The organism is Plantactinospora soyae, from assembly GCF_014874095.1.
GTDB lineage: Bacteria > Actinomycetota > Actinomycetes > Mycobacteriales > Micromonosporaceae > Plantactinospora > Plantactinospora soyae.
The window spans coordinates 6,487,633-6,510,856 of the sequence record NZ_JADBEB010000001.1 but is presented as its reverse complement, the minus strand read 5'-3'; the positions used below and the strand labels follow the sequence as shown (position 1 = coordinate 6,510,856).

The window sequence follows — 23,224 nt, the reverse complement described above, 5'->3', positions numbered from 1 at the left end:
CGCGGTCACGGCGCCGGGTCCCGACGCGCGTACAGCTCTTCGACCAGCTCGGCGAAGCGGTCGGCGACGGCGGACCGGCGTACCTTCTGGGTCGCGGTCAGTTCACCGTCGGTGTGGTCGAGTTCCTTGGGCAGCAGCGCGTACCGCCGGACCTGCTCGACCGGGGCGTGCCGGGCGTTCACCGCTTCGACCACCTCGTCGACCAGGGCCCGTACCTCCGGCTTCTCCGACAGGTCCCGATAGGTGGTGTACGGCAGGCCCCGGCGCTGCGCCCACTCCCCCACCGTCTCCAGCTCGATTCCGATCAGCGCGGTCAGGTAGGGCCGGCGGTCGCCGACCAGGATGGCCTCCTTCAGGTACGGCGACGCCTTCAGCGCGTTCTCGATCTCGGACGGAGCGACGTTCTTGCCACCCGCTGTGATCATGATGTCCTTGGCCCGGTCGGTGATCCTGACGTGTGTGCCGTCGATCCACTCGCCGATGTCACCGGTCCGCAGCCAGCCGTCCTGCGCGAACGCCGCCGCAGTGGCCGCCGGATCGCGGTAGTAGCCGGTGAAGACGCCGGGATGCCGGGTCAGGATCTCCCCGGTCGCCTCGTCGATCCGCAGCTCGATCCCGGGCTGCGGCTCGCCGACCGTACCGAGCCGGATCCGGCCGGGCCGGTTGCCGGTGGCCACGGCGGTGTTCTCGGTCATCCCGTACACCTCGTGCATCCGGATGCCGATCCCCATGAAGAACCGCAGCACGTCGGGGGCGATCGGGGCGGCACCGGAGGCGGCGTACCGGACCCGGCGCATCCCGATCCGTACCCGCAGCGCGCGGTAGCAGAACAGCCACCCGATCCCGTACGCCAGCCGGGTGCCGGCGGTGGGTCGGCCGCCGGTCCGGACCAGGGTCTCGGCGATCCGGTCGGCGACCCCGAGCCACAGCCGGGCGTTCCACCGCTTGACCGGGGACGCGTTGGCCAGCCGGATGGTCACCCCGGCGAGGATCTTCTCCCAGATCCGGGGCACCCCGAAGAGGATGGTCGGCTGCACCTCCCGCAGGTTGGCCTGCACCGTGTCGATCGACTCGGCGAACGCGATCTGCACTCCCGCACCGGCGTTGAACCAGGTGGTGAAGATCCGTTCCGCGACGTGGCACAGCGGCAGGTACGACAGCAGCACGTCGGACGGCCCCGGTGGCGGATCGGTGAACCCGCCGGCCTGGACCAGCGTCCGGATCGCGAAGTCCACGTTGGAGACGCTCAGCATCACGCCCTTGGGTGGGCCGGTGGTGCCGGAGGTGTAGATCAGCGTCGCGATGTCGTCGGAGGTCGCCTCCGCCATCCGCCCGTCGACCGCGTCGGGCTCGGCGGCCCGGTGCGCGGCGCCGATCCGGAGCAGTTCCGCCCAGTCGAGCAGCGCCGGATGCTGGTACCGGTGCCGGATGCCGCGCGGTTCGAGGTAGACGATCCGGTGCAGCTCCGGGCACTGGTCGAGGACCTCCAGCGCCTTGTCGACCTGCTCCTGGTCCTCGGCGACCAGCACCCGGGCGCCGGAGTGCGCCAGCAGGTACCCGACCTCGGCCGGCGGATTCGTCGGGTAGAGCCCGACGGTCATCGCCCGGAGCGCGACCGTCGCCAGGTCGGCGTAGAGCCACTCGCGGCGGTTCTCGGCGTGGATCGCGACCCGGTCCCCGGGCTGTACCCCGAGGGCGAGCAGCCCGTGCGCCACCGTCAGCGCGGTGTCCCAGTACCCGGCCCAGGTCACCTCCTGCCAGATCCCCCGGTCCTTCTCCCGCATCGCCACCGCGTCGGGGGTGGTCCGGGCACGTTCCCGGATCCGGGCCGCGATCGTGAGCGCCGGTGTCCCGACGGGCGGAACCGTGGCGGCCGGGGACGGGGTAGTACCGGCCTCGGTCATCTCGGACGCACCTCCCCGAGGTAGGCGCGGACCACGTCCGGATGGTGCGGGATCTCGGCCGGGTTGCCGGTCGCGACCACCTGCCCGAAGTCGACCACCAGTACCCGGTCGGCCAGGTCCATCACCAGGCCCATGTCGTGTTCCACCAGCACGATCGGGATGTCGAGTTCGTCGCGGATGTCGAGGATGAACCGGGCCATGTCCTCGGTCTCCTCCAGGTTCATCCCGGCGACCGGCTCGTCCAGGAGCAGCAACTTCGGTTCCATCGCCAGCGCCCGGCCCAGCTCGACCCGCTTCTGCACCCCGTACGGCAGCAGTCCGACCGGCATCCGCCGCCACCGTTCCAGTTCGAGGAAGTCCACGATCTCCTCGACCGCCGCCCGGTTCGCGATCTCGGCGCGGCGGGCCCGGCCGAGCCAGCCAAGCGCGGCGAGCGTGCCGTACCCGAGGTGGTGGTGCCGGCCGAGCAGCAGGTTGTCCAGCACGGTCAGGTTGGCGAACAGTTCGACGTTCTGGAAGGTCCGGGCCATGCCCAGCGCCGCGATCACGTGTGGCCGGCGGCCGACCAGATCCGCGCCGTCGAAGACCACCCGGCCGGTCTGCGGGCGGTAGACCCCGGAGAGCACGTTGAAGATGGACGTCTTGCCGGAGCCGTTGGGACCGATGATCGCGAAGAGTTCGTGCCGGCCGACGGTGAAGCTGACCCCGTCGATGGCGCGTACCCCGGCGAAGTGCAGCCGGACGTCCTCGAACCGCAGGATCGGGTCTGCGCCGACCGGATCGCCCTGCCGGTCCGGATCGGTGTCGACCGGATCGGTGCGCCGGTCCGGCGCGGTGCCGGTCCCGGGGTCCGGCTCGGTGAGCGTCACGACAACCACCGCTTGCGCCGCCGGTAGTGCTTCACGTCCCGGAACGACCGGCGGCCGGCACCGGCGGCGGCGCCCAGGCCGAGGTAGAACTCCCGGATGTCGTCGTCGGCCAGCAGCTGCTCGGCCGGCTTGTCGAGCACCACCTGTCCGGTCTCCAGGACGTAGCCGTGGGTGGCCAGCGACAGCGCCATGGTCGCGTTCTGCTCCACCAGCAGCACTCCGGCACCCCCGGAGTTGATCGTCGCGATCAGTTCCCGGACCTGTTCGACGAGCCGGGGCGCGAGGCCGAGGCTCGGTTCGTCCAGCAGCAGGTAGCGGGGCTCGGCCATCAGTGCCCGGCCCATCGCGAGCATCTGCTGCTCGCCGCCGGAGAGGTAGCCGGCGGTGTGCCGGCGGCGCTGGGCGAGCACCGGGAACAGCCCGAGGACGTGGTCGAGCCGGGCCGGGATCTGCCGGTGGGCGGTGTGCCCACCGATCCGCAGGTTCTCCTCGACGGTCAGTTCGGCGAAGATCCGGCGCCCCTCCATCACCTGGCAGACGCCCCGGCGTACGACGGCGGCCGGCCGGAGCCGGTGGATCGGGTCGCCGTCCAGCGTGACCGATCCCTTGGTCACCGCACCGTCGTGCACGTCGAGCAGGCCGCTGATCGCCCGGAGCAGAGTGGTCTTTCCGGCGCCGTTCGCACCCAGCAGCGCGACTATCCCACCCGGCGGTACGGCGAGGCTCACCCCGCGCAGTACCAGCATCACGTCGTCGTAGACGACCTCCAGATTGCGCACCTGCAGCATCCCGGGCACCCCCGGTCGTGGTTGTGGCGCGGATCACAAAGTTACCGGACATTAACCACGGCGCAACGTCCCGTCAAGAGCACCAGTGGTGGCGGCGGACAATTCCGCCGGATCGGTGGATGCCCGCCACCCCGAAGGAGTCGCTTGTGGACGGTACGGGTTTCGGGGCACCGCTCCTACGGCGGTGGCGGTAGGGGCGTACCTCGCCACCGCCGTCCTCGTGGATTGCACGATCGTCCGGTTGGTGCTCGTACCGGCGGCCATGCAACTGCTCGGAAACCGGAACTGGTGGCTACCCGGGACGTCAGTGGTAGTGGTGCCGGCCCACCTGGGCCCGGATCTCGCCGCCGGGATAGAGCGAGCTGTGCACGTTGACGTAGGTGGCGCCGACCCGGAGGGCGGCCAGCACCTCGTCGAACTGGCCCGCGGCGATCCCCTGGGCGGCGGGGCCGAGCACGTCGGCCGGCCGGATCGTGCCGGTCACCGTGGCCGGGTCGGCCGGGCAGGCCTGGGTGCCGGCCGGTCCGTTGCCGAGATTGGTGCAGAGGAAGACGCTGATCCCACCGCTCTGGGCCCGGCCACCGAAGTGGATGTGCGCCTGGGTGATGTCACCCTCCAGCGCGTCGTAGCTGAGCCGGTAGGTGATCTCCCGGGCGTCCTCGTCGATCGTCAGGGTGAACCGGCCGGTGCCGGTGGTGGACAACGTCAGCGGAGTCTCCTGGTAGCCGGACAACCGTTCGCGCTGAATGCTCCACCGGCGGTTCTCGTCGTCGTCGCCCTGCCGCTCGGCATGCCCGTACGCCAGTCTGGCGGTTCCGGCGGCGGCGGCCAGTACGGCGATCAGGGTGACCGCCAGTCCACGCCATCGTCCGATCATCATCGTCCCGGCCCCCCTCTGTCCGTGCCAGGCGGTGCTCGTCACCCTGGTCAACGGGATCGGCGCCGCACGGGGCACGACAGAACAGTGACGGATCGTGGACAAAGAGTAATGAATGACATTGTGGGGATCGAGGCCGCCGTCAGCGAGCCGGGTACGCGTCGCGGCCGGCGCGTGGTTCTGCTCCGGCTCGGCGTCGCGAACGGTGACGGGTGTGAAACGCGGCCTAGTCGCGCAGCCGGGCGATGTGCCGCATCTTGTTCATCGCGTCCAACGCGGCGACCTTGTACGCCTCAGCCAGGGTCGGATAGTTGAACACCGCGTCGACCAGGTAGTCGACGCTGCCGAGGCAGCCCATCACCGCCTGCCCGATGTGTACCAGTTCGGTGGCCCCGGTGCCGAAGATGTGCACCCCGAGCAGCCGACCGTTGTCCGGCGCGACCAGCAACTTGAGCATCCCGTACGAGTCGCCGCTGATCTGGCCCCGGGCGAGTTCACGGTACCGGGAGATGCCGACCTCGAACGGCACCTTGTCCCGGGTCAGCTCGTCCTCGGTCCGGCCGATGAAACTGATCTCCGGGATCGTGTAGATGCCGATCGGTTGCAGGTCCGGCATCGCCCGGACGGGTTCGCCGCACGCGTGGTGCGCGGCGAGCCGACCCTGCTCCATCGACGTCGACGCGAGCGCCGGGAAGCCAATCACGTCACCGACCGCGTAGATGTGCGGAACGGTGGTCCGGAACTGCGGATCGACCTGGATCCGGCCACGGTCGTCCGCCGCCAGCCCGGCGTTCTCCAGATCGAGTTCGGTGGCCATCCCGTGCCGGCCGGCCGAGTACATCACCGTGTCGGCGGCGATCCGCTTCCCGCTCTCCAGCACGGCGATGGCGCCCCGGGTGTGCCGCTCCACCGCGGCCACCGCCTCGCTGAACCGGAACGTCACCGCCAGGTCCCGCAGGTGGTACTTCAGCGCCTCGACGATCTCCAGGTCGCAGAACTCCAGCATCCGGTCGCGGCGCTCCACGACGGTGACCTTGGTGCCCAGCGCCGCGAACATCGAGGCGTACTCGATGCCGATCACCCCGGCGCCGACCACCACCATCGAGTTCGGCACCTTCTCCAGGTTGATGATGCCGTCCGAGTCGATGATCGTACGTTCGTCGAAGTCCACACTGGCCGGTCGGGCCGGTCGGGTGCCGGCGGCGATGATGATGTTCTCGGCGGTCACCTTCGACTCACGCCCGGCCGGATCGGTCACGGTCAGCGTGTTCGGATCGTGGAACCGGGCCGTCCCGGTGAGCAGCCGGACCCGGTTCCGGGCCAGCTGGCTGCGTACCACGTCGACCTCGCGCCCGATCACGTGCTGGGTCCGGGCGGTCAGGTCGGCGACGGTGATGTCGTCCTTGAGCCGGTAGCTCTGACCGTAGACCTCGCGCTGGCTCAGCCCGGTGAGATAGAGCACCGCCTCCCGCAGGGTCTTCGACGGCACGGTTCCGGTGTTGATGCAGACGCCACCGACCATGTGCTGCCGCTCGATCACCGCCGCCCGGCGGCCGAGTTTCGCCGTGGCGATCGCGGCCTTCTGACCACCCGGACCCGAGCCCACCACCAGCACGTCAAAATCATGCACCCCCACAGTCTGGCAGCACCCTGATCCGAACGCTCCGGTCCGAACGGCCGGTACCGCAGGGCTGCCACCGCCCGGCCGTACGCGGCGTAACCAGTTCAGCTCGCACGCGTCACCTCGGCACCGGGGTTCGTCGCCCGCCCTGCGGAGACCGGACCACACAGACCGGACCCCGGAGTCAGCGCGGCAGGTTGTGCAGGACCACGTCGTCGAGCCGACCGCCGGTTATCTCGGCGGTGAGGTACGTGGCGTGGGGCTGACGTCGCCGGTCGGTCGGCGAGCCGGGGTTGAGCAGTCGCAGGCCGCCCGGAGCCTCGCTGTCCCAGGGGATGTGCGAGTGGCCGAAGACGAGCAGGTCGTACCCGGAGAACCGCTCCGCGCAGCGGCGTTCCCGCCCGGCTGCCGGGCCGGTCTCGTGCACCACCGCGACCCGCAGGCCGGCCAGGTCCACCTGGGCGATCTCCGGCAACCGGGCCCGCAGCTCGGGTCCGTCGTTGTTGCCGTACACGCCGATCAGCCGGGGTCCGCGCGCCTCGAGGACGTCGAGCAGGGGTTCGTGCACCCAGTCCCCGGCGTGGATGACCACGTCGGCCTCGTCGACGGCGGCCCACAGCCGCGCCGGCAGGTCGCGTGCCCGCTTCGGTACATGGGTGTCCGCCATCATCAGCAGGCGCACATCCCCACCCTACCGGCCTGCCGGCGGGCGGCTCAGCTGGTTGTCAAGGCGTGTCGGTACGACCGGAAGCACCGGACTCGGCGAGGGCGAGCGCCCGGCTGGGGCAGATGTGGATCGCCTCGCGTACCCGGGTGATGGTCCTCTCGTCCTCCGGGGTGTCGTCGAGGATGACCACGGTGCCGTCCTCCTGGTCCTGGTCGAACACGCCCGGCTCGGTCAGTACGCACTGGCCGGCGCCGACACAGCGGTCCAGATCCGCAATCACCTGGAGCATCTCCGCTACCAGGTGACCGGGAGGGAATGCAGACCGTAGACGGTGGATTCGTCCTTGAACGACAGCTCGTCGGTCGTCGTGGCCAGTCTCAGGTCGGGGATGCGGGCGAACAGGGTGTCGAAGACGATCTGGAGTTCGACCCGGGCGAGGTTCTGACCCAGGCACTGGTGCGGGCCGAAGCCGAACGCGATGTGGTGGCGGGCGCCACGCCCGATGTCGAAGGTGTCGCCGTCGGCGAACGCGGCCGGGTCACGGTTCGCGACGTTGCCGAGCGTGATGACGCCGTCGCCGGCGGGAATCACCACGCCGCCGATCTCGACGTCCTCGCGGGCGACCCGGGACGTGACGTACTCGGCGATGGTGAAGTAGCGAAGCAGTTCCTCGACGACCTCCGGCGTGACGGCGGGGTCCTGCTTCAGCGCGGCCAGCGCCGAAGGCCGCTCCAGCAGCGTCATCACTCCGAGGGAGATCATGTTTCCGGTGGTCTCGTGCCCGGCGAGGAGCAGCAGGAAGCCGAGTCCCGCCAGGTCCTCCCGGTCGGCTCCCTTGGCGATCTGGCGGCCGATCAGGTCGTCGGTCGGCTGCTTCTCCTTCTGGATGATCAGCGTGGCCATGTATTCGCGGATCTCGTTGGCCGCCGCATAACGTTTCTCGGCCGGAATGGTCCGGTCCAGCAGGTTGGCGGAGCGGGTCTGGAAGAAGTCGTGGTCGGCGTAGGGCACGCCGAGCAACTCGCAGATGACCAGCGACGGCACCGGCAGCGCCAGCGCCGAGACGAGGTCGGCCGGGCGCGGCCCGGCGAGCAACCCGTCGACGTGCTCGTCCACGATCTGCTGGATGCGTGGGCGCAGCGCGTTCATCCGCCGGATGGTGAACTCGCCGAGGACCGCGCGCCGGGCCTCACCGTGTTCCGGCGGGTCGAGCCCGATCATGGGTTGCCTGGGGGGAGCGGGTCGCGGTCCGGGCGGTTGGAGAGGGAACCCCTCGCGTTGGCGGTCGGAGCTGAACCGGGGATCGGCCAGCATCGCCCGGATGTCTTCGAGTCGGCTCAGCGCCCATGCCTGCGAGCCATCGGGCAGGGTCACCCGGGCCACCGGCTCCTGCTGCAACTGGACGTGCTCGGCCGGCGGTGCGTACGGGCAGGTACGGGTCAGGGGAAGCACCGGAGACTCGGTCATCGCGTCATCTCCCAACTCAAACGTTACTCACGCGGACGGAAGGTTCCTCCGCCGACGAGCCTACCGCGAAATGGAAGGATTCCGTCCACTTAGGCGGTTACGCACCCACCCCGGCACGGCGTAGCAGCCCGCGTCCGCACCGATCCACCGATGCCGGTTGCCCACGACTGCGGCTGCGGCTGCGACTGCGGCTGCGGCTGCGGCTGCGGCTGCGGACACCCGAACCGCTCGACGCACCGGTCTCGGGTCTAGATCCGGGCACCCACGTCGGCGCCGTTGGCGGGCCGCAGGAAGTTCGACGGCGGGATGTCGCCGCCGGCCGTCCGTGGCCCGGTGATGATCGACGGATCCGTGTCGGCCAGCGTCCAGGTGCCGCCCAGGTCCCACGAGTTGCCGACACTGGTCGACGAGCCGAGCGCGACCTGCGTTCCGTTCTCCACCGCCAGGTTCTTGGTCAACTCTGCCTGCGCGTCGGCGACGTCGAATCCGGTGCCGCCGTTGCGCCACGCGGTGTTGTGGTCGAGCACGAGCTGGCCGGGATTGGCGTTGTCGATGAAGCCACCGACCGCGTTGTCGAAGGCGATCGAGTTGCGTACGACGTGGCCGGCCGGCAGGTCCTCGTCGCCGCCACCGAGCTTCCAGCCGTTCCCGTCGCCGGTGTGGCCGGGCAGGTTCCAGCGGTTGACTCCGTTCCCCCAGGCCACCGAGTCCTCGATGGTGATCGGGGAGAGGAATTCCCAGGCGTCGAAGCCGTCGTCGGAGTTGTTCCACAGCCGGGCGCCGCGTACGACGTTGCCCGAGCCGGAGCCCTCCTTGATGGCCAGGCCGTCGGCGCTCTCGCCGTTCTTGCGCGGGTCCCGGTTGCCGTAGCTGTCCAGATTGAGCACCTGGTTGTTGCTGGAGGCCGCCTGGATGTGCAGGCCGGACTCGTAGTTGTCCCGGGTGGTCAGCCGGTCGAAGACGTTGTTGCTGCAGTCGCGGCAGAAGATCGCGTACGGCCCGTTCGCGATCTCGATGTCGACGACGCGCCAGTAGTCCGCCTCGATGTGCAGCGCACCCCGTTCGAGGTTGGGAATGCTCCCGTCCAGCGGCGCCGGGGTGTGCGGCATGTTCTCGCCGTCCAGGACCACCTTCTCGCCCCGGTACGCCGTGATCGTGTACGGCGTCGCGGCGGTACCGTCCTTCATGATCCGGATATTGGTGGCCGGTGCGTAGGTGCCGGCACGCAGTTGGATCGTGGTGCCCGGGGTGGCCAGTTCGACCGCCCGGTGCAGGGTGCCCAATGGCTGGTCGATGCTGCCGGGGTTGGCGTCGTCGCCGGTCGGTGCGACGAAGAGCTCAGCCCCGCCCGTCGGCGGGTCACTGGGAGTCGGCGTCGGGGTCGGAGTCGGTGGTTCCGACGGTATCGGAGAGGGCGACGCGGTGGTCGGGGTCGGCTCCGGGGTGCCGCCGGTATCGACGGTGACGTCGTCGAAGGACGCCGTCGCCCGATAGGTTTGCAGACCCACCCGACCCTTCGTCGACGAACTCGGCCCGGTACCCACGACGGCGCCGTTGACCAGGCCGCGTACGGTGCCGCCGCTGGCCTCGATCCGCAGCGTGGCCCAGGTGCCCGGGGCCACCGCCAGCGGTGTGACGCCGAGGACGGCCGCGGCACCGCTGCGTACCGCCTGCAACTCGACCCGGTCGGCGTGCAGGACGAGCCGGTCGAAGCTGGTGGACGCGGTGGAGCGTACGGCGATGCCGGTGAAGCCCGTCGCGCCGTAGCCGACCGGTTTCACCCGTGCCTGCACCGCGTAGTCGGTCCAGCTCGTCTGACCGGCGAAGACCCGGGCGAGGTCCGTACCGGCGCTGGTCTGACGCAGCGCCCTCGATCCGTCCGTGCCGACCGACCAGGCGCCACCGGACTTGGACCACCCGTTGGAGTTGCCGTCCTCGAAGTCGTCGGCGAACAGCGTGGCCGCAGAGGCGCCGACCGCCACCGCCCCGATCGCGGTCAGCGCGGCGACGACGACGGCGCCGACCCGCCACGCGGTCCGAGGAATCCGTCCGGTGGTTGCCAGGAGGCGCCTCATCGTTGTCGTACCCCTTTCAGCGGGCCGCGTGGGACGCGGGCATGCCCACGGCCAGAGGCCGTCGGATCTGCTGGAAAGCGCTTTCTCGCAAGCTACGGTCTCCGGACGACGAAATCAAGGGACAGTCGTCGATGGCTCGTCCGCCCGGAATCTGACCCGGCGAATGTGAGGTGGCTAATGGGAACTCATCCCGACCGGCCGGACAGACAGAACATGTGGAGATGAGTATGCGTGCCCGCGTGCACGCCGGGGATCCGGACGCGTTCAGGGAACTCTTCGACGAACACGTCCGCTCGGTCTACAACCACGCCTTCCGGCTGGCCGGCACCTGGTCGGTGGCGGAAGACGTGGTGTCGCTGACCTTCCTTGAGGCATGGCGGTTGCGCGACCGGGTCGACGTCGATGCCGAGGGCGGCTCACTGCGCCCGTGGCTGCTGGGCATCGCCACCAACGTGGCCCGCAACGTACGCCGGGCCGCGCGACGGTACGACGGTGTGCTGGCCAGACTGCCGAGGGAGGAGGTGGTGCCGGACTTCGCCGACGAGGTCACCAACCGGATCAACGACCGTGAACGGCTCGCCCTGGTGCGTACCGCGTTGGAGGCGCTCCGCAAGCCCGAGCGCGAGGTACTGGCGCTCTGTGTGTGGTCCGGGCTCGACTACGCCGAGGCCGCCGAGGCGCTCGGCGTACCGGTCGGCACGGTGCGGTCCCGGCTGTCCAGGGCGCGGAAGAAGCTACAGAAGCTCGTCGCCACCGGAAAGCTCCGACCACCCGAAGAAAATCGGGAACCCGTTCCCGGACCCGGACAGGTAATAGGTGACCGCGAGATCGCGGTCCTGCTCGCTCAGGAGAACGCCCGATGAATCCCACCCCGATCCAGCCCGACGCGAACGACCGTGAAGAGCTGGCCCGGCTGCTGCCGGAGCCGGTGGAGCGGGATCTTCCGAGCGACCGTCACCAGCTACTCCAGGAGTTCGTGATGAGCCACATCGACCAGGACCTGCGGACGGCCGAGCAGGCCCCGCGCCACGCACCGAAGCGGCGCCGGATCTGGCTGACCTCGGCGCTGACCGGCGCCGCCGCAGCGACCGCCGCAGCGGTGGTGATCGGAGTGGGCGGCGTCGGCGGCGCAGTGGACGACGGCGCGGTGAACGACGGCGCGGCGCCGCCCGTCGTGACCGAGATGTCCGGGTCGCAGATCCTGCTCGCCGCCGCCACCGCCGCGGAAGAGGCCCCCGAGGGTTCCGGCACCTACTGGTACACCAAGACCGTGTCCACGTACGGCAAGAACGGGACACCGCAGCAGTACGAGAGCTGGCACGGCCGTGATGGCCAGAGCTGGTTCCGGGGTGTCAAGACGAACGGCAAGATGTTCAAGATCCCTCAGCCGGTCGCGCTCAGCCTGGGCGGCTCGGACATCAGCATCGACGAGCTTCAGAAGCTGCCGAGCCAGCCGGAGGCCTTGAAGAAGTGGCTCGAGGATGCCCTCCTGGACAGTGACGTGAGGACGAGCGACGGCAAGTTGACCCCCGGCCAGCAGCAGCAACTCACGTTCGAGGGGCTGATCTCCCTGGTCTCGCAGTTGCCGGCCCCGCCGAAGGTCCGCGCCGCCGCCTTCCGCGCGATCGCCTTGTACCCCAACGTGAAGAGCCTCGGCAAGGTCGACGGCGGCCAAGTCCTGGAGATCACGCTCGTCGCCCAGCAGACGCCGGCCCGCCTGGTTGTCGATCTGAAGAACTCGCAGATCCGCGAAACCAGCTGGTACGTCACGCCTGACGGCGGAAACGCCGGGTTCGCGGGCGACCACGCCGCCGACAGCTCCTACAAGCTGACGGCAGAGTGGACGAACAACCTACCCAAGTAACGCCCCTGAATGGGATCGCACAGATCTTGATGACTTCTGGTAGCGCACACGACAAGAAGTCGTCAAGGTCCACCCGGATCGGAATCCGACCGGGGTCGGCATTCCGGTAGTCATCCCAGCGGGTCATCGTTCGCGGAGCCTGCATGGTCACCCCGACCATGCAGGCTCCGGCCGTTACTCGGGTGGGTCCAGCGGTCAGCGGGACCGGGCCGCGTTGCGGACGAAGGCCCGCCAGGCGTACGGAGCGAAGGTGAGCACCGGACCGCTCGGATCCTTGCTGTCCCGTACCCCGACCACCCCGGAAAGGTTGTCGGCGACCTCCACGCAGTTGCCACCGTTTCCACTGCTCCGGCTGCTCTTGCGCCAGTTGGCGCCGCTCAGCTCCATGCCTGTGTCGCCTCCGTGATCAGCTCGATGCTGCGCTCGTGCGGCAGCGCTCGTGCGCGCACCGACTCCCAGGTCTCCCGCAGCGATAGTACGTCCGCCTGCCGCTGCACGATGTGACCCTGGAGCTGGTTGTCCAGATACGCCAGGTCATCCCCCTCCGATGGCGTGGCCAGCACGAAAGCGCCGTTCAGTCCGGGGTAGGCACCGGCGCCGGCCGGTACCACGTGCAGGTGCACCCGGGGGCGATGACCGACCTCCACCAGGTGCCGGAGTTGCGCCGTCATCACTTCAAGCCCTCCGACCGGGCGGCGCAGGATGTATTCGTCCAGTACCGCGACGAACAGCGGCGGCGGGTTCCGATCCAGCACGACCTGCCGCTCCAGTCGACTGGCGACCTGCTGCTCGATCTCTTCCTCGGTGAACCGGCTGGCACCCTCCAACAGCGACCGGGCGTACCCCTCGGTCTGTAACAGCCCCGGCACCACCAGAGCCTCGTACGAGCAGAGCATCGTGGCCTCGCGTTCGATCAGGATCCATTCGCGGAACCACGGCAGTACGACGTCCCGGCCCAGCTTGAGTCGGATTCTCTCCAGTCGGCCGCCGGTCTTGAGCACGCTGTCGCAGCGGGCGGTGAACTCGGGCTGCGGTATCCGGCGGCACTGCTCCACGCCGGCTACCAGGGACGCGGAGAAGCTGATCTCGGCGCCGAGGGCGTCCTGCGACATCCCGGCTGACGTCCGGGACAACCGCAGCTCCTCGGCGAACAGCTCCAACGTGGGCGGATGGGCCATCTGCACACCTCTACACAGGAAAGCCCCCGGCGCCGTACCGCCGGGCGGTCGGCGGATAAATCGTTCCGAGAGTAGCGGCATCGTCACCACACTGTCCGTAGCGGCACCGTCCGGATTTCTCCCCGATATCCCCCGGGCGCCGCCGCTGGGCCGTCCCGGAAGCAGCGTGCCGGGACGGCCCGCCCCGGACCCGAGCCAGGGAGGTCCCGACGATGCGATGGCCACGCCGGAAGCCCACACCCGTGCCGTACGCGCCCCGGCATTTCCGGGACTGGCGTCGACTGTGGCGGTACTGCCGCTGCGGTCACCGCTGGCGCTGTCCGGATCGGGCCGCCCCGCCGACGCCGCTGCCCTATCCCCCGCCGCTGTCGCCCCGACTCTGGCCGACGAACCAGCGCTGGGATCGCTGGGCGGGTCGACCGGGTCGGCCCGGACAGCGGGACTGCGGGGTGACGGCGGCCGGGCGGCACGACGTACCCCGATATCGGTCGTGACCAGCGACGGGCCGCACCTGCCGCGACGTCCGTCGTGGCGGTGCCGGGCCTGCGCCGCCGCCTGGCCGTGCCGGACCGCCCGGAAGATCCTGTTGACCGAGTACGCCGACGACCGCGTCGGCCTCTCCGTCTACCTCTGTACGACGTTGTACGACGCCACCGCCGATCTGCACCCGCTCCAGCCGGTCGATCGGCCCACACCACGCGACCTGTACCGCCGGTTCATCGGCTGGGTTCCGAGATGACCCGGCAACCCGACGGACGACAGTTTGTTGTCCTTCCAAACTATTGACAAGCACTATCCATCGGTGTGAATCTCTGTCCAGGGACACCGCCGCCGGAGCCGGGTGGTCGGTGTGGGAGCGCCGGGCAGCCTTCCGCGTACTCGCTCGTGCAATCGACGTCTGGGGATCCCATGTCTTCTTCCGCCCAATCTCTGAATCCGGCCCGACGCCGCGCCCCGATGGTCCTGCGGGTCCTCGCTCTCGCGGCGACCGTGGTCGTCCTCGTCGCCACGGTCCTGGCGGTCACCCGGGACAGCGCCAGCGCCCACGGCTCGACGATCAACCCGGCCTCGCGCAACTACGGCTGCTGGAAGCGCTGGGGCAACGACTTCCAGAACCCGAACATGGCCACCCAGGACCCGATGTGCTGGCAGGCCTGGCAGGCCGACCCGAGCGCGATGTGGAACTGGAACGGCCTGTACCGGGAGGGCGTGGCCGGCGACCACCAGGGACACGTCCCGAGTGGACAACTCTGCAGCGCCGGAGAGACCGGTGGCGTCCGGTACGCCGCGCTGGACAACCCGGGCAACTGGCAGGCCGCGAACATCAGCAACAACTTCAACGTCACCGTCCACGACCAGGCGCTGCACGGTGCGGACTACTTCCTGATCTACGTCACCCGACAGGGGTTCAACCCGCTCACCCAACGGCTGGGCTGGAGCAACCTCGAACTGCTCAAGGAGACCGGCCGGTACGCGCCGGGCGCGGGCACCCGGGAGAACGGCGATCCGGTGCTGAACGGCGTCTCCAACTCGATCGCGATCAGCGCGCCGGGACGTACCGGGCGGCACATCGTCTTCGTGATCTGGAAGGCCAGCCACTCGGACCAGAACTACTACTGGTGCAGTGACGTGAACTTCCCGGGCGGCGGGGGCGGCAACCCGACGCCGACCGCCACGCCGACGCGTACCCCGACCCCCACTCCGACGGCGACGCCGACCCGCACTCCGACGGCCACCCCGACGCGTACCCCGGTGCCGACGACTCCGCCCGGTGGCGCGCGGAGCTGTTCGGCGACGTACGCGGTCACCGGTACCTGGAACGGCGGCTTCCAGGCCGACGTACGGGTCACCGCCGGCAGTACGGCGATCAGCGGCTGGACGGTGAGTTGGACCTTCGCCAACGGTCAGGCGGTCAGTTCGACCTGGGGTGCGAACATCGCCTCAAGCGGATCGAGTATCACCGCCCGTAACGTCGACTACAACGGCAGCCTCGGCTCCGGCGGCAGCACCACCTTCGGGTTCGTCGGGTCGCAGTCCGGCAGTAATGCCGTACCGACCCTGAGCTGCGCCGCGGTCTGACCTTTCGGCGGAGGTCAGACACCTGGGCCGGGCCCGCGTCCGCGCGGGTCCGGCTCCAGGCTGTCCGGATCGCATCCCGGGCCGCCCGCCGGATCGGACTCGGGGCGGCCCGCCGCCCGCGCCGACGGTCAGTCGAACGAGACGTGGTCGAAGGCGTACGGATTCTCCAGCTCGTCCCGGCGTTGCCGGAGTACGTCGAGTTCGCCGGTCAGCCGCTCCCGGTCGACGAGCGGCGCCTCGGCACCGTCCCGCTGTCGCAGGCGCTCCCCCACCGCCAGGGTTGCGAGATCCTCGGCCAGCCGAGCCGGCTCGATGCCGCAGGTGAACCGGTGCTGCCAGATCCGGACCCGCTCGAAGAGGTACGCCCCGGACCGCACCTGGAGCCACGCCCAGCCCTCGGCCGGGCCGTTCTTCCACTCCAGTTGCAGGCTGCGCAGGATCGGGTCGACCAGTTCCCGGTTCACGTACGCGTCCACCGCCGCCGCCCGGGCCATCGCGCCGAGATCGTTGACGTGGCCGTCGCGCCCGTCCGGCAGCCGCCCGACGATGTCCCGGTAACTCATCGGTCCGCCCGGCGACAGCTCGGCGAACTCGGCCGGATCGCCGGTCGCCTCCAGGAAGGCCCGCGCGTCGATGACGTACTCGACGATCCGCCGGCCGTGTGTGCCGGGACGCAGCGTCGAGGACTCGATCCGGAACAGCTCCAGCCCGACCGCCTCGCAGACGGCGTGCTTCATCCGGTCGCCCCGCCGTGCCTGCACCGTCTGGTCGCCGGGGTCGACGAACTCGACGGCGTACGACGGCGCGCGGCCGGCAGGGTCCGACACCAGGAAGTCGAAGGCGCTTCGGCTGGCCGAGTTCCACTGGTTGCCGGTGATTCCCTCGGGACGACGCGGCACGACCTGGCCGAGCCGCTGGTTCGGCCGGGCGACCCGACCGGCCCGCTCGATGATCCCGCCGACCGGCGCAGCCCCGTGATCCGCCGCGCCACGGCCCGTCGCGCCGTGCTGATCGGGAAGTCGGATGGATCGCGCCGACGTACTCCCGTCGTTACCGGTCTTTGCCATCTGTCCCTTGGTCCGTAACGTCGCGCCGCTCGCCGCCCTCCACCGCCAGTCGGGCGGAGAGCCGTCACAATGCTAGGAACCTCTGTCGAACGGCGTGTCGCCGGTCCGGGTGTCGAGTATGAACGAGCCCGCTCAGGACGGCTGGGACAGGATGACGAGCCCGAGGCACATCTCGTCGCTGGTGCCCTCGCCCCAGACGACGTACCGGGGTGGCAGGGCACGTAGCTGCGGCACCCGTTGGCGCAGCGTGACGTCGTGGGTGCAGGTTACCCGGTAGACGTCGCCGGGTTTGACCGCCACCGGCGCCGCCAGCGGCCGGGTGGCCTGCTCGTCGAAGTTGTACGTCGGGATGTCGAGCAGGGTCCGCGCCTTCGGCGTACCGGGATTGAGTTCGATCTTGATCGAGCGGCCGAGCAGGTGCATGTGCCCGGCGAGCGCGTGGATCAGACCTGCTTCGCGGATCTCGTGGTCGCAGTGCTGGGTGTTGCCGGCGACCGGGCCCCGGCCCCGGTTGCAGTAGCTGTCGAGCTGTTCGGCCTGTGCGCCGGACTCGGCACCGAACCGGCGCCCCACGTCCCGTACCGCGGCGTCGCGCGCGCACAACTCACCGCGCTCGTTCTCCGCGCACGGCAGTTCGACCGGCGCCGGCAGTAGCTCGGTGACCAGCGGATCCACTTTGGCGGTGCCGGCGAGCATCCGCAGCCGGATGCCGGACTGGTCGCTGCCGACCGCGCCGCCCTCGCCGCCGAGCAGGTTGTAGTGCACCTGCATCACGAGTTGACTGCCGGGTGGCATCGAATAGCCGATTCCGGGCGCGAGCAGGGTCTCGTTCGCCCCCGGCGCCCAGTGCGCGACCCAGGCCGCGTCGCCGATGCCGGCGTCCCCGAAGCAGGTCCAGCCCGGTTCCGGGGTCTCCGCGTCGAGCTGGCGGGCCGGTGCCGCGTCGGTCGGGTCGAGCCGGAAGAAGATCGCGTGATGGACGATGTCCGTGTTCTGCGGCAGGAACTGACTGCCGGTCAGGAAGCCCTGCTCGGTCAGCTTCGGGTCGACCAGGAAGCACCGGTACTCGTCGGTGCCGCCGTTGGGCGCCACCGGCCGGTACGGCTGCGGCATGGTCAGGTTGACGAACCGTTCACCGCTGCGCAGTGGCGCCGCCGCCGGTATGTCGAGCGGGGCACCGTGTCCGCCATGTGAACTGGCGGAGGCGGAGACGGACGGTGCCGCTCCGGGCTCCGTCCCGCTCGCGCAGGACGTGGTCGAGACGACGACCGCCAGCGGGACGGCCGCGATGAGGAGTTTGCGTACGCGTCGATGCACGTTCTTCCTAACGCCGAGCCTTCAGGCAGGATCCGGGCTCATCGGGAACTGTCCGATGAAAGTCGGAACAATCCGAGGATATCTCGCGACCGGCCGCAAATGCCCGTCGAAAGCGACGGCGTAACATACCGGCCCGTCAGTTGAACCTTTTCCGCCCCGGGGCCGAACTACCTGGAGTGTCGGCCGGACGAAGGGACTTCTCAGTGGGTCACAGGGCATTGTGCTGGGTTCTCGGCGTCGTGACGTCAGCGATCGCGGCGGCGACCCTCGGTGCCGCGCCCGCGATGGCGGACGTGACGATGACACCGGGGCAGGCCGTACAGGGCGACTCGGCGAAGCTGACGTTCCGGGTGAGCGAGGACCGGGCATCGGCGTACACCACCAAGGTCGAACTGCTGATGCCGGAGTCGGCGCCGGTCGCGGAGACGTACCCGATGTCGGTTCCCGACTGGGCACCCCGGATAACCATGCGAAAGGTCGACCAGACGCTCGGCGCGATTCACCACGGTCAGGTGACCGAGGTGGTCGGCAGCATCGTCTGGACCCGGTCCGGCGCCCCGGCGGCCGGCAGCGGCGGAGCCGAACTGATCATCTCGCTGGGGCCGATGCCACAGACCGACCAGATGACCTTCGGCGTCGTGCAGACGTACTCCGACGGCCACGTGACGAACTGGAACCAGCCGCCGTCGGCCGAGGTCCCGCGACCGGAGTTCCCGGCCCCGGTGCTGACCCTGGCACCGCCGGCCACCCCGCCGGGTCAGACCGGCGCGGAGGGCACCGGAGCCAACGGAGCGCAGGCGCAGGACAGCGCCGCCCCGGCCGACGACGACAGCGGATTTGGTCCGTTGGCCGTCGGACTGGCCATCGGGCTGCTCTGCGGTTTGGCGGTCGCCGGCTGGCTGTACCTCCGCCGTCCGACGGTCGTCGCCGCGACCGCCGGGTCGAATCCGGGTACGCCAGACCCGGGTACGGACCCTGACCCGACGCCGGCACGGACTTCGGAACGGGGAAAGGGCTGGCGACTACGGGAGTGACCGACCAGTCACTCCTCGGTGGCGGTGTCCTCGTCCTCGGACCGGTCGACCTCGCCGGGCCGGAGTACCGCTTCGGGACCCGACAGCACGGTCACCCGGTAGCTCAGCCCGAGGTTGGAGAAGATCTGACCGCGCAGGCCCAGGCAGAGTCCCACCCCCGGCAGTCCCTCGGGGTGCTCGAAGAACTCGACGACCGGTTCGGCGACGGCACCGACCAGTCCCTGGGTCCGCAGCGCCGTACTGGCCACCTGGAGCAGACCAACGGTGACCTGCACCTCGACGTCGTCGAGCGCGTCCAGGTCGTACCAGTGGGTGTCGGGCAGGAACAACTGCGAGTCCACGTTCCGCTGCCGGTAGTCCGGGCCCAGCAGGCCACTCTCGGAATCCGGACGGTCGCCGAGCCAGGCCATCCCGGCATAGTCGCTGCGTAGCCGCCGCGTGTCGGTCTGGAACTCCGTCACGACGGTGTCGAGGCGCGGCTGGGCGACGAGGTGCACGTCTGCGTCGGTCACGCGCGGCACCCTAGCACCGCCCGACCCGGCCCGGGGACTGGCCACCCCCGGCGCCACCTGGGGCGTTCCGCTTCCGGCACGACCGCTTCGCCCCGTGGCGCTACCCTGAGGTCCCCGCTGGACGGACCCGTCACCTTGGGACGAAAATGTGCATGAGTCGTGGGACGACGGTTGACGTCAGGCCGGGGGCAGGAGCGTCAATTCGGGGGAAGGGATGCCACCGGTAACTCGCGGTAACCGGTGCTCGGACGGTGATCGGGGACGCACATGGGCATCATGGGGCAGATGCAGCGGGCGCACGCGCAGCAGGTGCACGCGCAGCAACGGGCGTCGACCACCCCGTACCAGCAGCACCAACAGATGCTCTGGGAGGCCGAACACGCGCGACGGGCCGCCGAGCGCGCGGCCGAGGCGGACGAGCGCGATCGCAAGCGGCTCTACGTCGAGGCCCGGTCGGCACGGGTGGCTGCCGCAAACGCGAATCTCCAGTCCCAGCTGGACGAGCTCGACACCCTGTTGCAGACGACGCTGGACATCGACGACCACATCGACCTCGAACGGCTGAAGAAGCGGGCCAACCATCCGCAGTTCCAGCCGGGTGATCTCGGCATGCCGCTGCGGGCGCCGGACTGGCGCCGGTTCGCGCCGCCCGAGCCGAAGGCCCTGGGCAAGATGTTCGGCGGCGAGACCAGGTACCAGCAGTTGCTGACCGAGGCGGAACAGGCGTTCGAGAAGGCCAAGGCGAAGTACAGCGCCGCCGAGAAGGCCCGGGAGCAGCGGCTCACCCAGGCCAGGCGGAAGTACGACCTGCACTGCCAGCAGCTCGACGCGCAGGTGGCCGGCCACAACACCGAGATCGACGAGTTCGGCGCGGCACTGGCCGCCGCCGAGCCGAACGCCGTGGTCAAGTACTTCGGGCTGGTACTCGGCAACTCGGTCTACCCGGACGACTTCCCGCAGCGCTACCGGCTCGCGTACGTTCCGGACTCCCGGCTGATCGTCGTCGAGTACCTGCTGCCGACCGTCGACGTCGTTCCGACGATCCAGGAGTACCGGTACGTCAAGGCGCGGGACGAGGTGCAGGTGACGGCCCGGCCGGCCGACGACATCCACCGCCGGTACGCCGACCTGATAACCCAGGTGGCGCTGCGTACGGTGCACGAGCTGTTCGAGGCCGACCGGACCCGACTGGTGGAGACGATCGTCTTCAACGGCATCGTCGACACCACCCATCCGGGCACCGGACAGTCGGTGCGCCCGTGCCTGGTGACGCTGCGGACCAGCCGGGACTCGTTCACCGCGATCAACCTCGGCAAGGTGCTTCCGGCGGCCTGCCTGCGGCACCTGCGGGCCACGATGTCGTCCCGGCCCGAGGATCTGGTGGAGGTCCGGCCGGTGCTGGAGTTCGACGTCGTCGACAAGCGCTTCGTCGACGAGGTCGACGTGCTGGCCGACCTGGACCAGCGGGCCAATCTGCTCACCATGAGCCGGGCCGAGTTCGAGAAGGTGATCCGGGACCTGTTCGGCAGGCTCGGTCTGGAGACCAGGACGACCCGGGCGGCGCCGGACGGCGGCGTCGACTTCGTGGCCTTCGATCCTCGGCCGATCTTCGGCGGCAAGGTGGTCATCCAGGCGCGACGGCACCGTGGCCCGATGGACGTCTCGGCGGTCCGGGATCTCTTCGGCACGGTGCTGGGCGAGGGGGCGACCAAGGGCATCCTCGTCACGACCAGTGGCTACGGTCCGGAGTCGTTCGAGTTCGCCTCGGGCAAGCCGTTGGAGCTGATCGACGGATCGAACCTGCTGCACCTGCTCGCCGAGCATGCCGAGGTCCGGGCCCGGATCGACACGCACGAGAGCTGATCTTCCAGACCGGGGCGGCGAGGGCCAGCCGGCGGCGGCGTCGGCCAGTGGGCCGAGGCCCGGTTCGATCCCGCCGTGCCGAGCCGGTCGTGCCGACCCGATCGGGGCGTAGAATAATTGCAGATCGGCCTTTCACACTGATCCGCCAGTCAGCGTCAACGCTGGCATTCCTTCGCCGCCCGGACCCCGCGGTCGCACCCAGCGACTTTCGGCGCCTCGATCACCAGGTGCCGTTTCCGCCGGCACGCTGCGGCGACATCCCAAAGGGCGTTGATCACCGTGAGCATTCTTCCCGGACCTGACCTGGGCACCGCCACGTCGGTTCGTCCCGCCGAATCGACGATGCCGGTCGCCGGCCGCCCTCGACAGCCCTTTCCGAGGGTCCACGCCGATGCCCCGGTCCTTGGCACCCGACCGGCCTACCCGCCGATGAACACCGAACAACTGTTACGCCAACGCGCCGACCTGCCCGCCCGGCATCCCGGCCGCACCAGACTGCGCACCCGGGCCATCGAGGAGAACCTGCCGATGGCCAACCGACTGGCCCGCCGCTACGCCGGACGCGGTGAACTCCTCGACGACCTGCGCCAGGTCGCCGCGCTCGCCCTGATCAAGGCCGTCGACGGCTACGATCCGGGCCGGCAGAGCCCCTTCGCCGCCTACGCCGTCCCGACCATTCTCGGCGCCCTCAAGCGGCACTTCCGGGACACCGCCTGGGGCATGCGGGTGCCGCGCTCGGCCCAGGAGCTGACCCGCGAGGTCGGCACCGCCACCGGCGAACTCAGCCAGCGGTGGGGCCGTGCCCCGACCCCCGAAGAGCTCGCCGATCACCTGCACGTCACCATCGATGCCCTACAGGCCGTCATCGGCGCGGGGCAGGTCTACCACCTGGCGTCCCTGAACACGCCGTCCTCCGCGAGAGGCGGCGTCGACCGCATCGACCTGCTCGGCGGCGTCGACCCGCACTACTCCCACGTGGACGACCGTCTGACCGTACGACTACTCCTGGCCGCGCTGCCCCTACGTGAACGCCGCATCCTCACCCTGCGGTACTACGGCCACCTGACGCAGATCCAGATCGCCGCCGAGGTGGGCGTGTCCCAGATGCACGTATCCCGACTGCTGAAACAGGCGCTCACCCGACTGAAGGTCGCTCCGGGGCGGGTGACGAACAATGCCGCACCGAATAGGCCGGCATAACCTGTTAAACAGGTGCAATTTAGAATGAAAATCAAGATTCATTCGAATATTGACCAAATCAACTCGTCCGTTGGCAGCCGGAGGGGTCATGGTTGGCCTATGACACAGACGATCCGGAGAAGCGACAAGGACCTGCAGACCAACGTCACCGACGAACTGCTCTTCGATTCCAGCGTCGACGCCGCACATCTCGTGGTGCTGGCAAACGCTGGCGTGGTGACGCTCTCCGGCGACGTCGGCAGCCTGCCCGAGCGGCACACGGCGAAACGGGCAGCCATGCGGGTGGCCGGCGTCCAGGCCGTCACGATCGACATCGTGGTGCGCGACCCGGACGCGGCCGGCACCAGGGACGGTGACATCGCCGACGCGGCGAACCAGATGCTCAGCTGGGCGGTCGACGTACCGTCCGAGACGATCACGGCCGACGTCCGCGATCACATCGTCACCCTGTCCGGTACCGCCACCCGTCAGTACCAACGGGAGGCCGCCGCGCGCGCCGTCATGTACCTCAAGGGTGTCACCGCGGTCACCAACGCCATCGTCCTGTCCCCGGCCACGCCGGCGTCCGACCTGAAGACCGCGATCGACGCGGCCATCCTGCGCAACGCGCAACTCGACTCCGCCCAGATCAGGACCGAGGTCAACGGCGCGGAGGTGACGCTGCGCGGGTCCGTCCGATCGTGGGCCGAGCGCCGTCAGTCCGAGAACGTGGCGTGGTCGGGCCTCGGAGTGACCGGCGTGCAGAACCACCTCACCGTCACCGCCTGAGCCCAGATCCCACCCGCCGTCCCTGACGGCTCCACCGCTCCACTCCCTGGCCGGAGCCGGCCGGTGCGGCAACG

At 69.7% G+C, this 23,224-nt stretch carries 22 protein-coding genes; 8 read left to right on the top strand and 14 right to left on the bottom strand.

Translation table 11 applies throughout. The annotated features are described in order from the left end of the window. Nucleotides 1–5 precede the first annotated feature (5 nt). The 9 genes from H4W31_RS28345 to H4W31_RS43205 form a co-directional block, all read right to left on the bottom strand. Nucleotides 6–1,904 carry an AMP-dependent synthetase/ligase gene (locus H4W31_RS28345; RefSeq protein WP_192769419.1) on the bottom strand — a complete coding sequence of 633 codons (1,899 nt, stop codon included), beginning with the start codon at nt 1,902–1,904 and terminating at the stop codon, nt 6–8. Then, nucleotides 1,901–2,773 carry an ABC transporter ATP-binding protein gene (locus tag H4W31_RS28340; RefSeq protein WP_318783449.1) on the bottom strand — a complete coding sequence of 291 codons (873 nt, stop codon included), beginning with the start codon at nt 2,771–2,773 and terminating at the stop codon, nt 1,901–1,903. Before H4W31_RS28340 ends, H4W31_RS28345 begins: the two co-directional genes overlap by 4 nt. Further along, entirely contained in the window at nt 2,770–3,561 is a 792-nt protein-coding gene (locus H4W31_RS28335) for an ABC transporter ATP-binding protein (protein ID WP_192769418.1), read from the bottom strand. The genes H4W31_RS28340 and H4W31_RS28335 overlap by 4 nt, the downstream gene beginning before the upstream one ends. A 304-nt stretch (nt 3,562–3,865) precedes the next feature. Further along, complete coding sequence (locus tag H4W31_RS28330; protein WP_192769417.1) at nt 3,866–4,441, bottom strand: CHRD domain-containing protein; 576 nt, start codon at nt 4,439–4,441, stop codon at nt 3,866–3,868. A 223-nt stretch (nt 4,442–4,664) separates the two neighbouring features. Next, on the bottom strand, nt 4,665–6,068 hold the full coding sequence (gene sthA, locus H4W31_RS28325; protein ID WP_192769416.1) for a Si-specific NAD(P)(+) transhydrogenase: 1,404 nt from the start codon (nt 6,066–6,068) through the stop codon (nt 4,665–4,667). Between the two features lie 175 nt (nt 6,069–6,243). After that, complete coding sequence (locus tag H4W31_RS28320) at nt 6,244–6,741, bottom strand: metallophosphoesterase family protein (protein WP_192769415.1); 498 nt, start codon at nt 6,739–6,741, stop codon at nt 6,244–6,246. Between the two features lie 43 nt (nt 6,742–6,784). Further along, entirely contained in the window at nt 6,785–7,015 is a 231-nt protein-coding gene (locus H4W31_RS28315; RefSeq protein WP_192769414.1) for a ferredoxin, read from the bottom strand. 5 nt (nt 7,016–7,020) lie between these two features. Then, on the bottom strand, nt 7,021–8,193 hold the full coding sequence (locus tag H4W31_RS28310; RefSeq protein ID WP_192769413.1) for a cytochrome P450: 1,173 nt from the start codon (nt 8,191–8,193) through the stop codon (nt 7,021–7,023). A 248-nt stretch (nt 8,194–8,441) separates the two neighbouring features. Next, nucleotides 8,442–10,268 (bottom strand): right-handed parallel beta-helix repeat-containing protein, encoded by a 1,827-nt coding sequence (locus H4W31_RS43205; RefSeq protein WP_225945732.1) that lies wholly within the window; start codon nt 10,266–10,268, stop codon nt 8,442–8,444. Nucleotides 10,269–10,489: 221 nt separating this feature from the next. Between H4W31_RS43205 and H4W31_RS28300 the strand changes: the two genes are divergently transcribed. Both H4W31_RS28300 and H4W31_RS28295 read left to right on the top strand, forming a co-directional pair. Continuing rightward, nucleotides 10,490–11,131, top strand: coding sequence for an RNA polymerase sigma factor (locus H4W31_RS28300; protein WP_225945731.1), 642 nt, complete (start codon nt 10,490–10,492; stop codon nt 11,129–11,131). After that, nucleotides 11,128–12,132, top strand: coding sequence for a CU044_5270 family protein (locus tag H4W31_RS28295; protein WP_225945730.1), 1,005 nt, complete (start codon nt 11,128–11,130; stop codon nt 12,130–12,132). Before H4W31_RS28300 ends, H4W31_RS28295 begins: the two co-directional genes overlap by 4 nt. Nucleotides 12,133–12,327: 195 nt before the next feature. On the opposite strand, the gene H4W31_RS28290 is transcribed toward H4W31_RS28295, so the two are convergent. Beyond that, nucleotides 12,328–12,519: a DUF397 domain-containing protein gene (locus tag H4W31_RS28290; RefSeq protein WP_192769411.1), complete on the bottom strand. Its 192-nt coding sequence runs from the start codon at nt 12,517–12,519 to the stop codon at nt 12,328–12,330. Beyond that, nucleotides 12,510–13,310, bottom strand: a complete 801-nt coding sequence (locus H4W31_RS28285; protein ID WP_192769410.1) for a helix-turn-helix domain-containing protein — start codon at nt 13,308–13,310, stop codon at nt 12,510–12,512. Before H4W31_RS28285 ends, H4W31_RS28290 begins: the two co-directional genes overlap by 10 nt. A 217-nt stretch (nt 13,311–13,527) precedes the next feature. Here H4W31_RS28285 and H4W31_RS44895 point away from each other — a divergent pair, with 217 nt between their 5' ends. Together H4W31_RS44895 and H4W31_RS28275 are read left to right on the top strand one after the other, a co-directional pair. After that, nucleotides 13,528–14,049 (top strand): hypothetical protein, encoded by a 522-nt coding sequence (locus tag H4W31_RS44895; RefSeq protein ID WP_404825627.1) that lies wholly within the window; start codon nt 13,528–13,530, stop codon nt 14,047–14,049. A gap of 170 nt (nt 14,050–14,219) precedes the next feature. Beyond that, complete coding sequence (locus tag H4W31_RS28275; protein WP_225945729.1) at nt 14,220–15,389, top strand: lytic polysaccharide monooxygenase auxiliary activity family 9 protein; 1,170 nt, start codon at nt 14,220–14,222, stop codon at nt 15,387–15,389. 128 nt (nt 15,390–15,517) lie between these two features. Here H4W31_RS28275 and H4W31_RS28270 read toward each other — a convergent pair whose 3' ends face one another. Both H4W31_RS28270 and H4W31_RS28265 read right to left on the bottom strand, forming a co-directional pair. After that, nucleotides 15,518–16,456 (bottom strand): DUF2726 domain-containing protein, encoded by a 939-nt coding sequence (locus tag H4W31_RS28270; protein ID WP_192769409.1) that lies wholly within the window; start codon nt 16,454–16,456, stop codon nt 15,518–15,520. Nucleotides 16,457–16,588: 132 nt separating this feature from the next. Next, entirely contained in the window at nt 16,589–17,773 is a 1,185-nt protein-coding gene (locus H4W31_RS28265) for a monooxygenase (RefSeq protein WP_192769408.1), read from the bottom strand. Nucleotides 17,774–18,012: 239 nt separating this feature from the next. Here H4W31_RS28265 and H4W31_RS28260 point away from each other — a divergent pair, with 239 nt between their 5' ends. Then, nucleotides 18,013–18,807 (top strand): YcnI family copper-binding membrane protein, encoded by a 795-nt coding sequence (locus H4W31_RS28260; protein ID WP_192769407.1) that lies wholly within the window; start codon nt 18,013–18,015, stop codon nt 18,805–18,807. A gap of 8 nt (nt 18,808–18,815) precedes the next feature. On the opposite strand, the gene H4W31_RS28255 is transcribed toward H4W31_RS28260, so the two are convergent. After that, on the bottom strand, nt 18,816–19,319 hold the full coding sequence (locus H4W31_RS28255; RefSeq protein ID WP_192769406.1) for a hypothetical protein: 504 nt from the start codon (nt 19,317–19,319) through the stop codon (nt 18,816–18,818). Nucleotides 19,320–19,604: 285 nt separating this feature from the next. Between H4W31_RS28255 and H4W31_RS28250 the strand changes: the two genes are divergently transcribed. The 3 genes from H4W31_RS28250 to H4W31_RS28240 all read left to right on the top strand — a co-directional run bounded on the left by H4W31_RS28250 (nt 19,605) and on the right by H4W31_RS28240 (nt 23,150). Then, complete coding sequence (locus H4W31_RS28250; protein ID WP_192769405.1) at nt 19,605–21,182, top strand: restriction endonuclease; 1,578 nt, start codon at nt 19,605–19,607, stop codon at nt 21,180–21,182. A gap of 429 nt (nt 21,183–21,611) precedes the next feature. After that, nucleotides 21,612–22,382, top strand: coding sequence for a SigB/SigF/SigG family RNA polymerase sigma factor (locus tag H4W31_RS28245; protein WP_192769404.1), 771 nt, complete (start codon nt 21,612–21,614; stop codon nt 22,380–22,382). A gap of 99 nt (nt 22,383–22,481) precedes the next feature. Continuing rightward, complete coding sequence (locus H4W31_RS28240) at nt 22,482–23,150, top strand: BON domain-containing protein (RefSeq protein WP_192769403.1); 669 nt, start codon at nt 22,482–22,484, stop codon at nt 23,148–23,150. Nucleotides 23,151–23,224 lie beyond the last annotated feature (74 nt).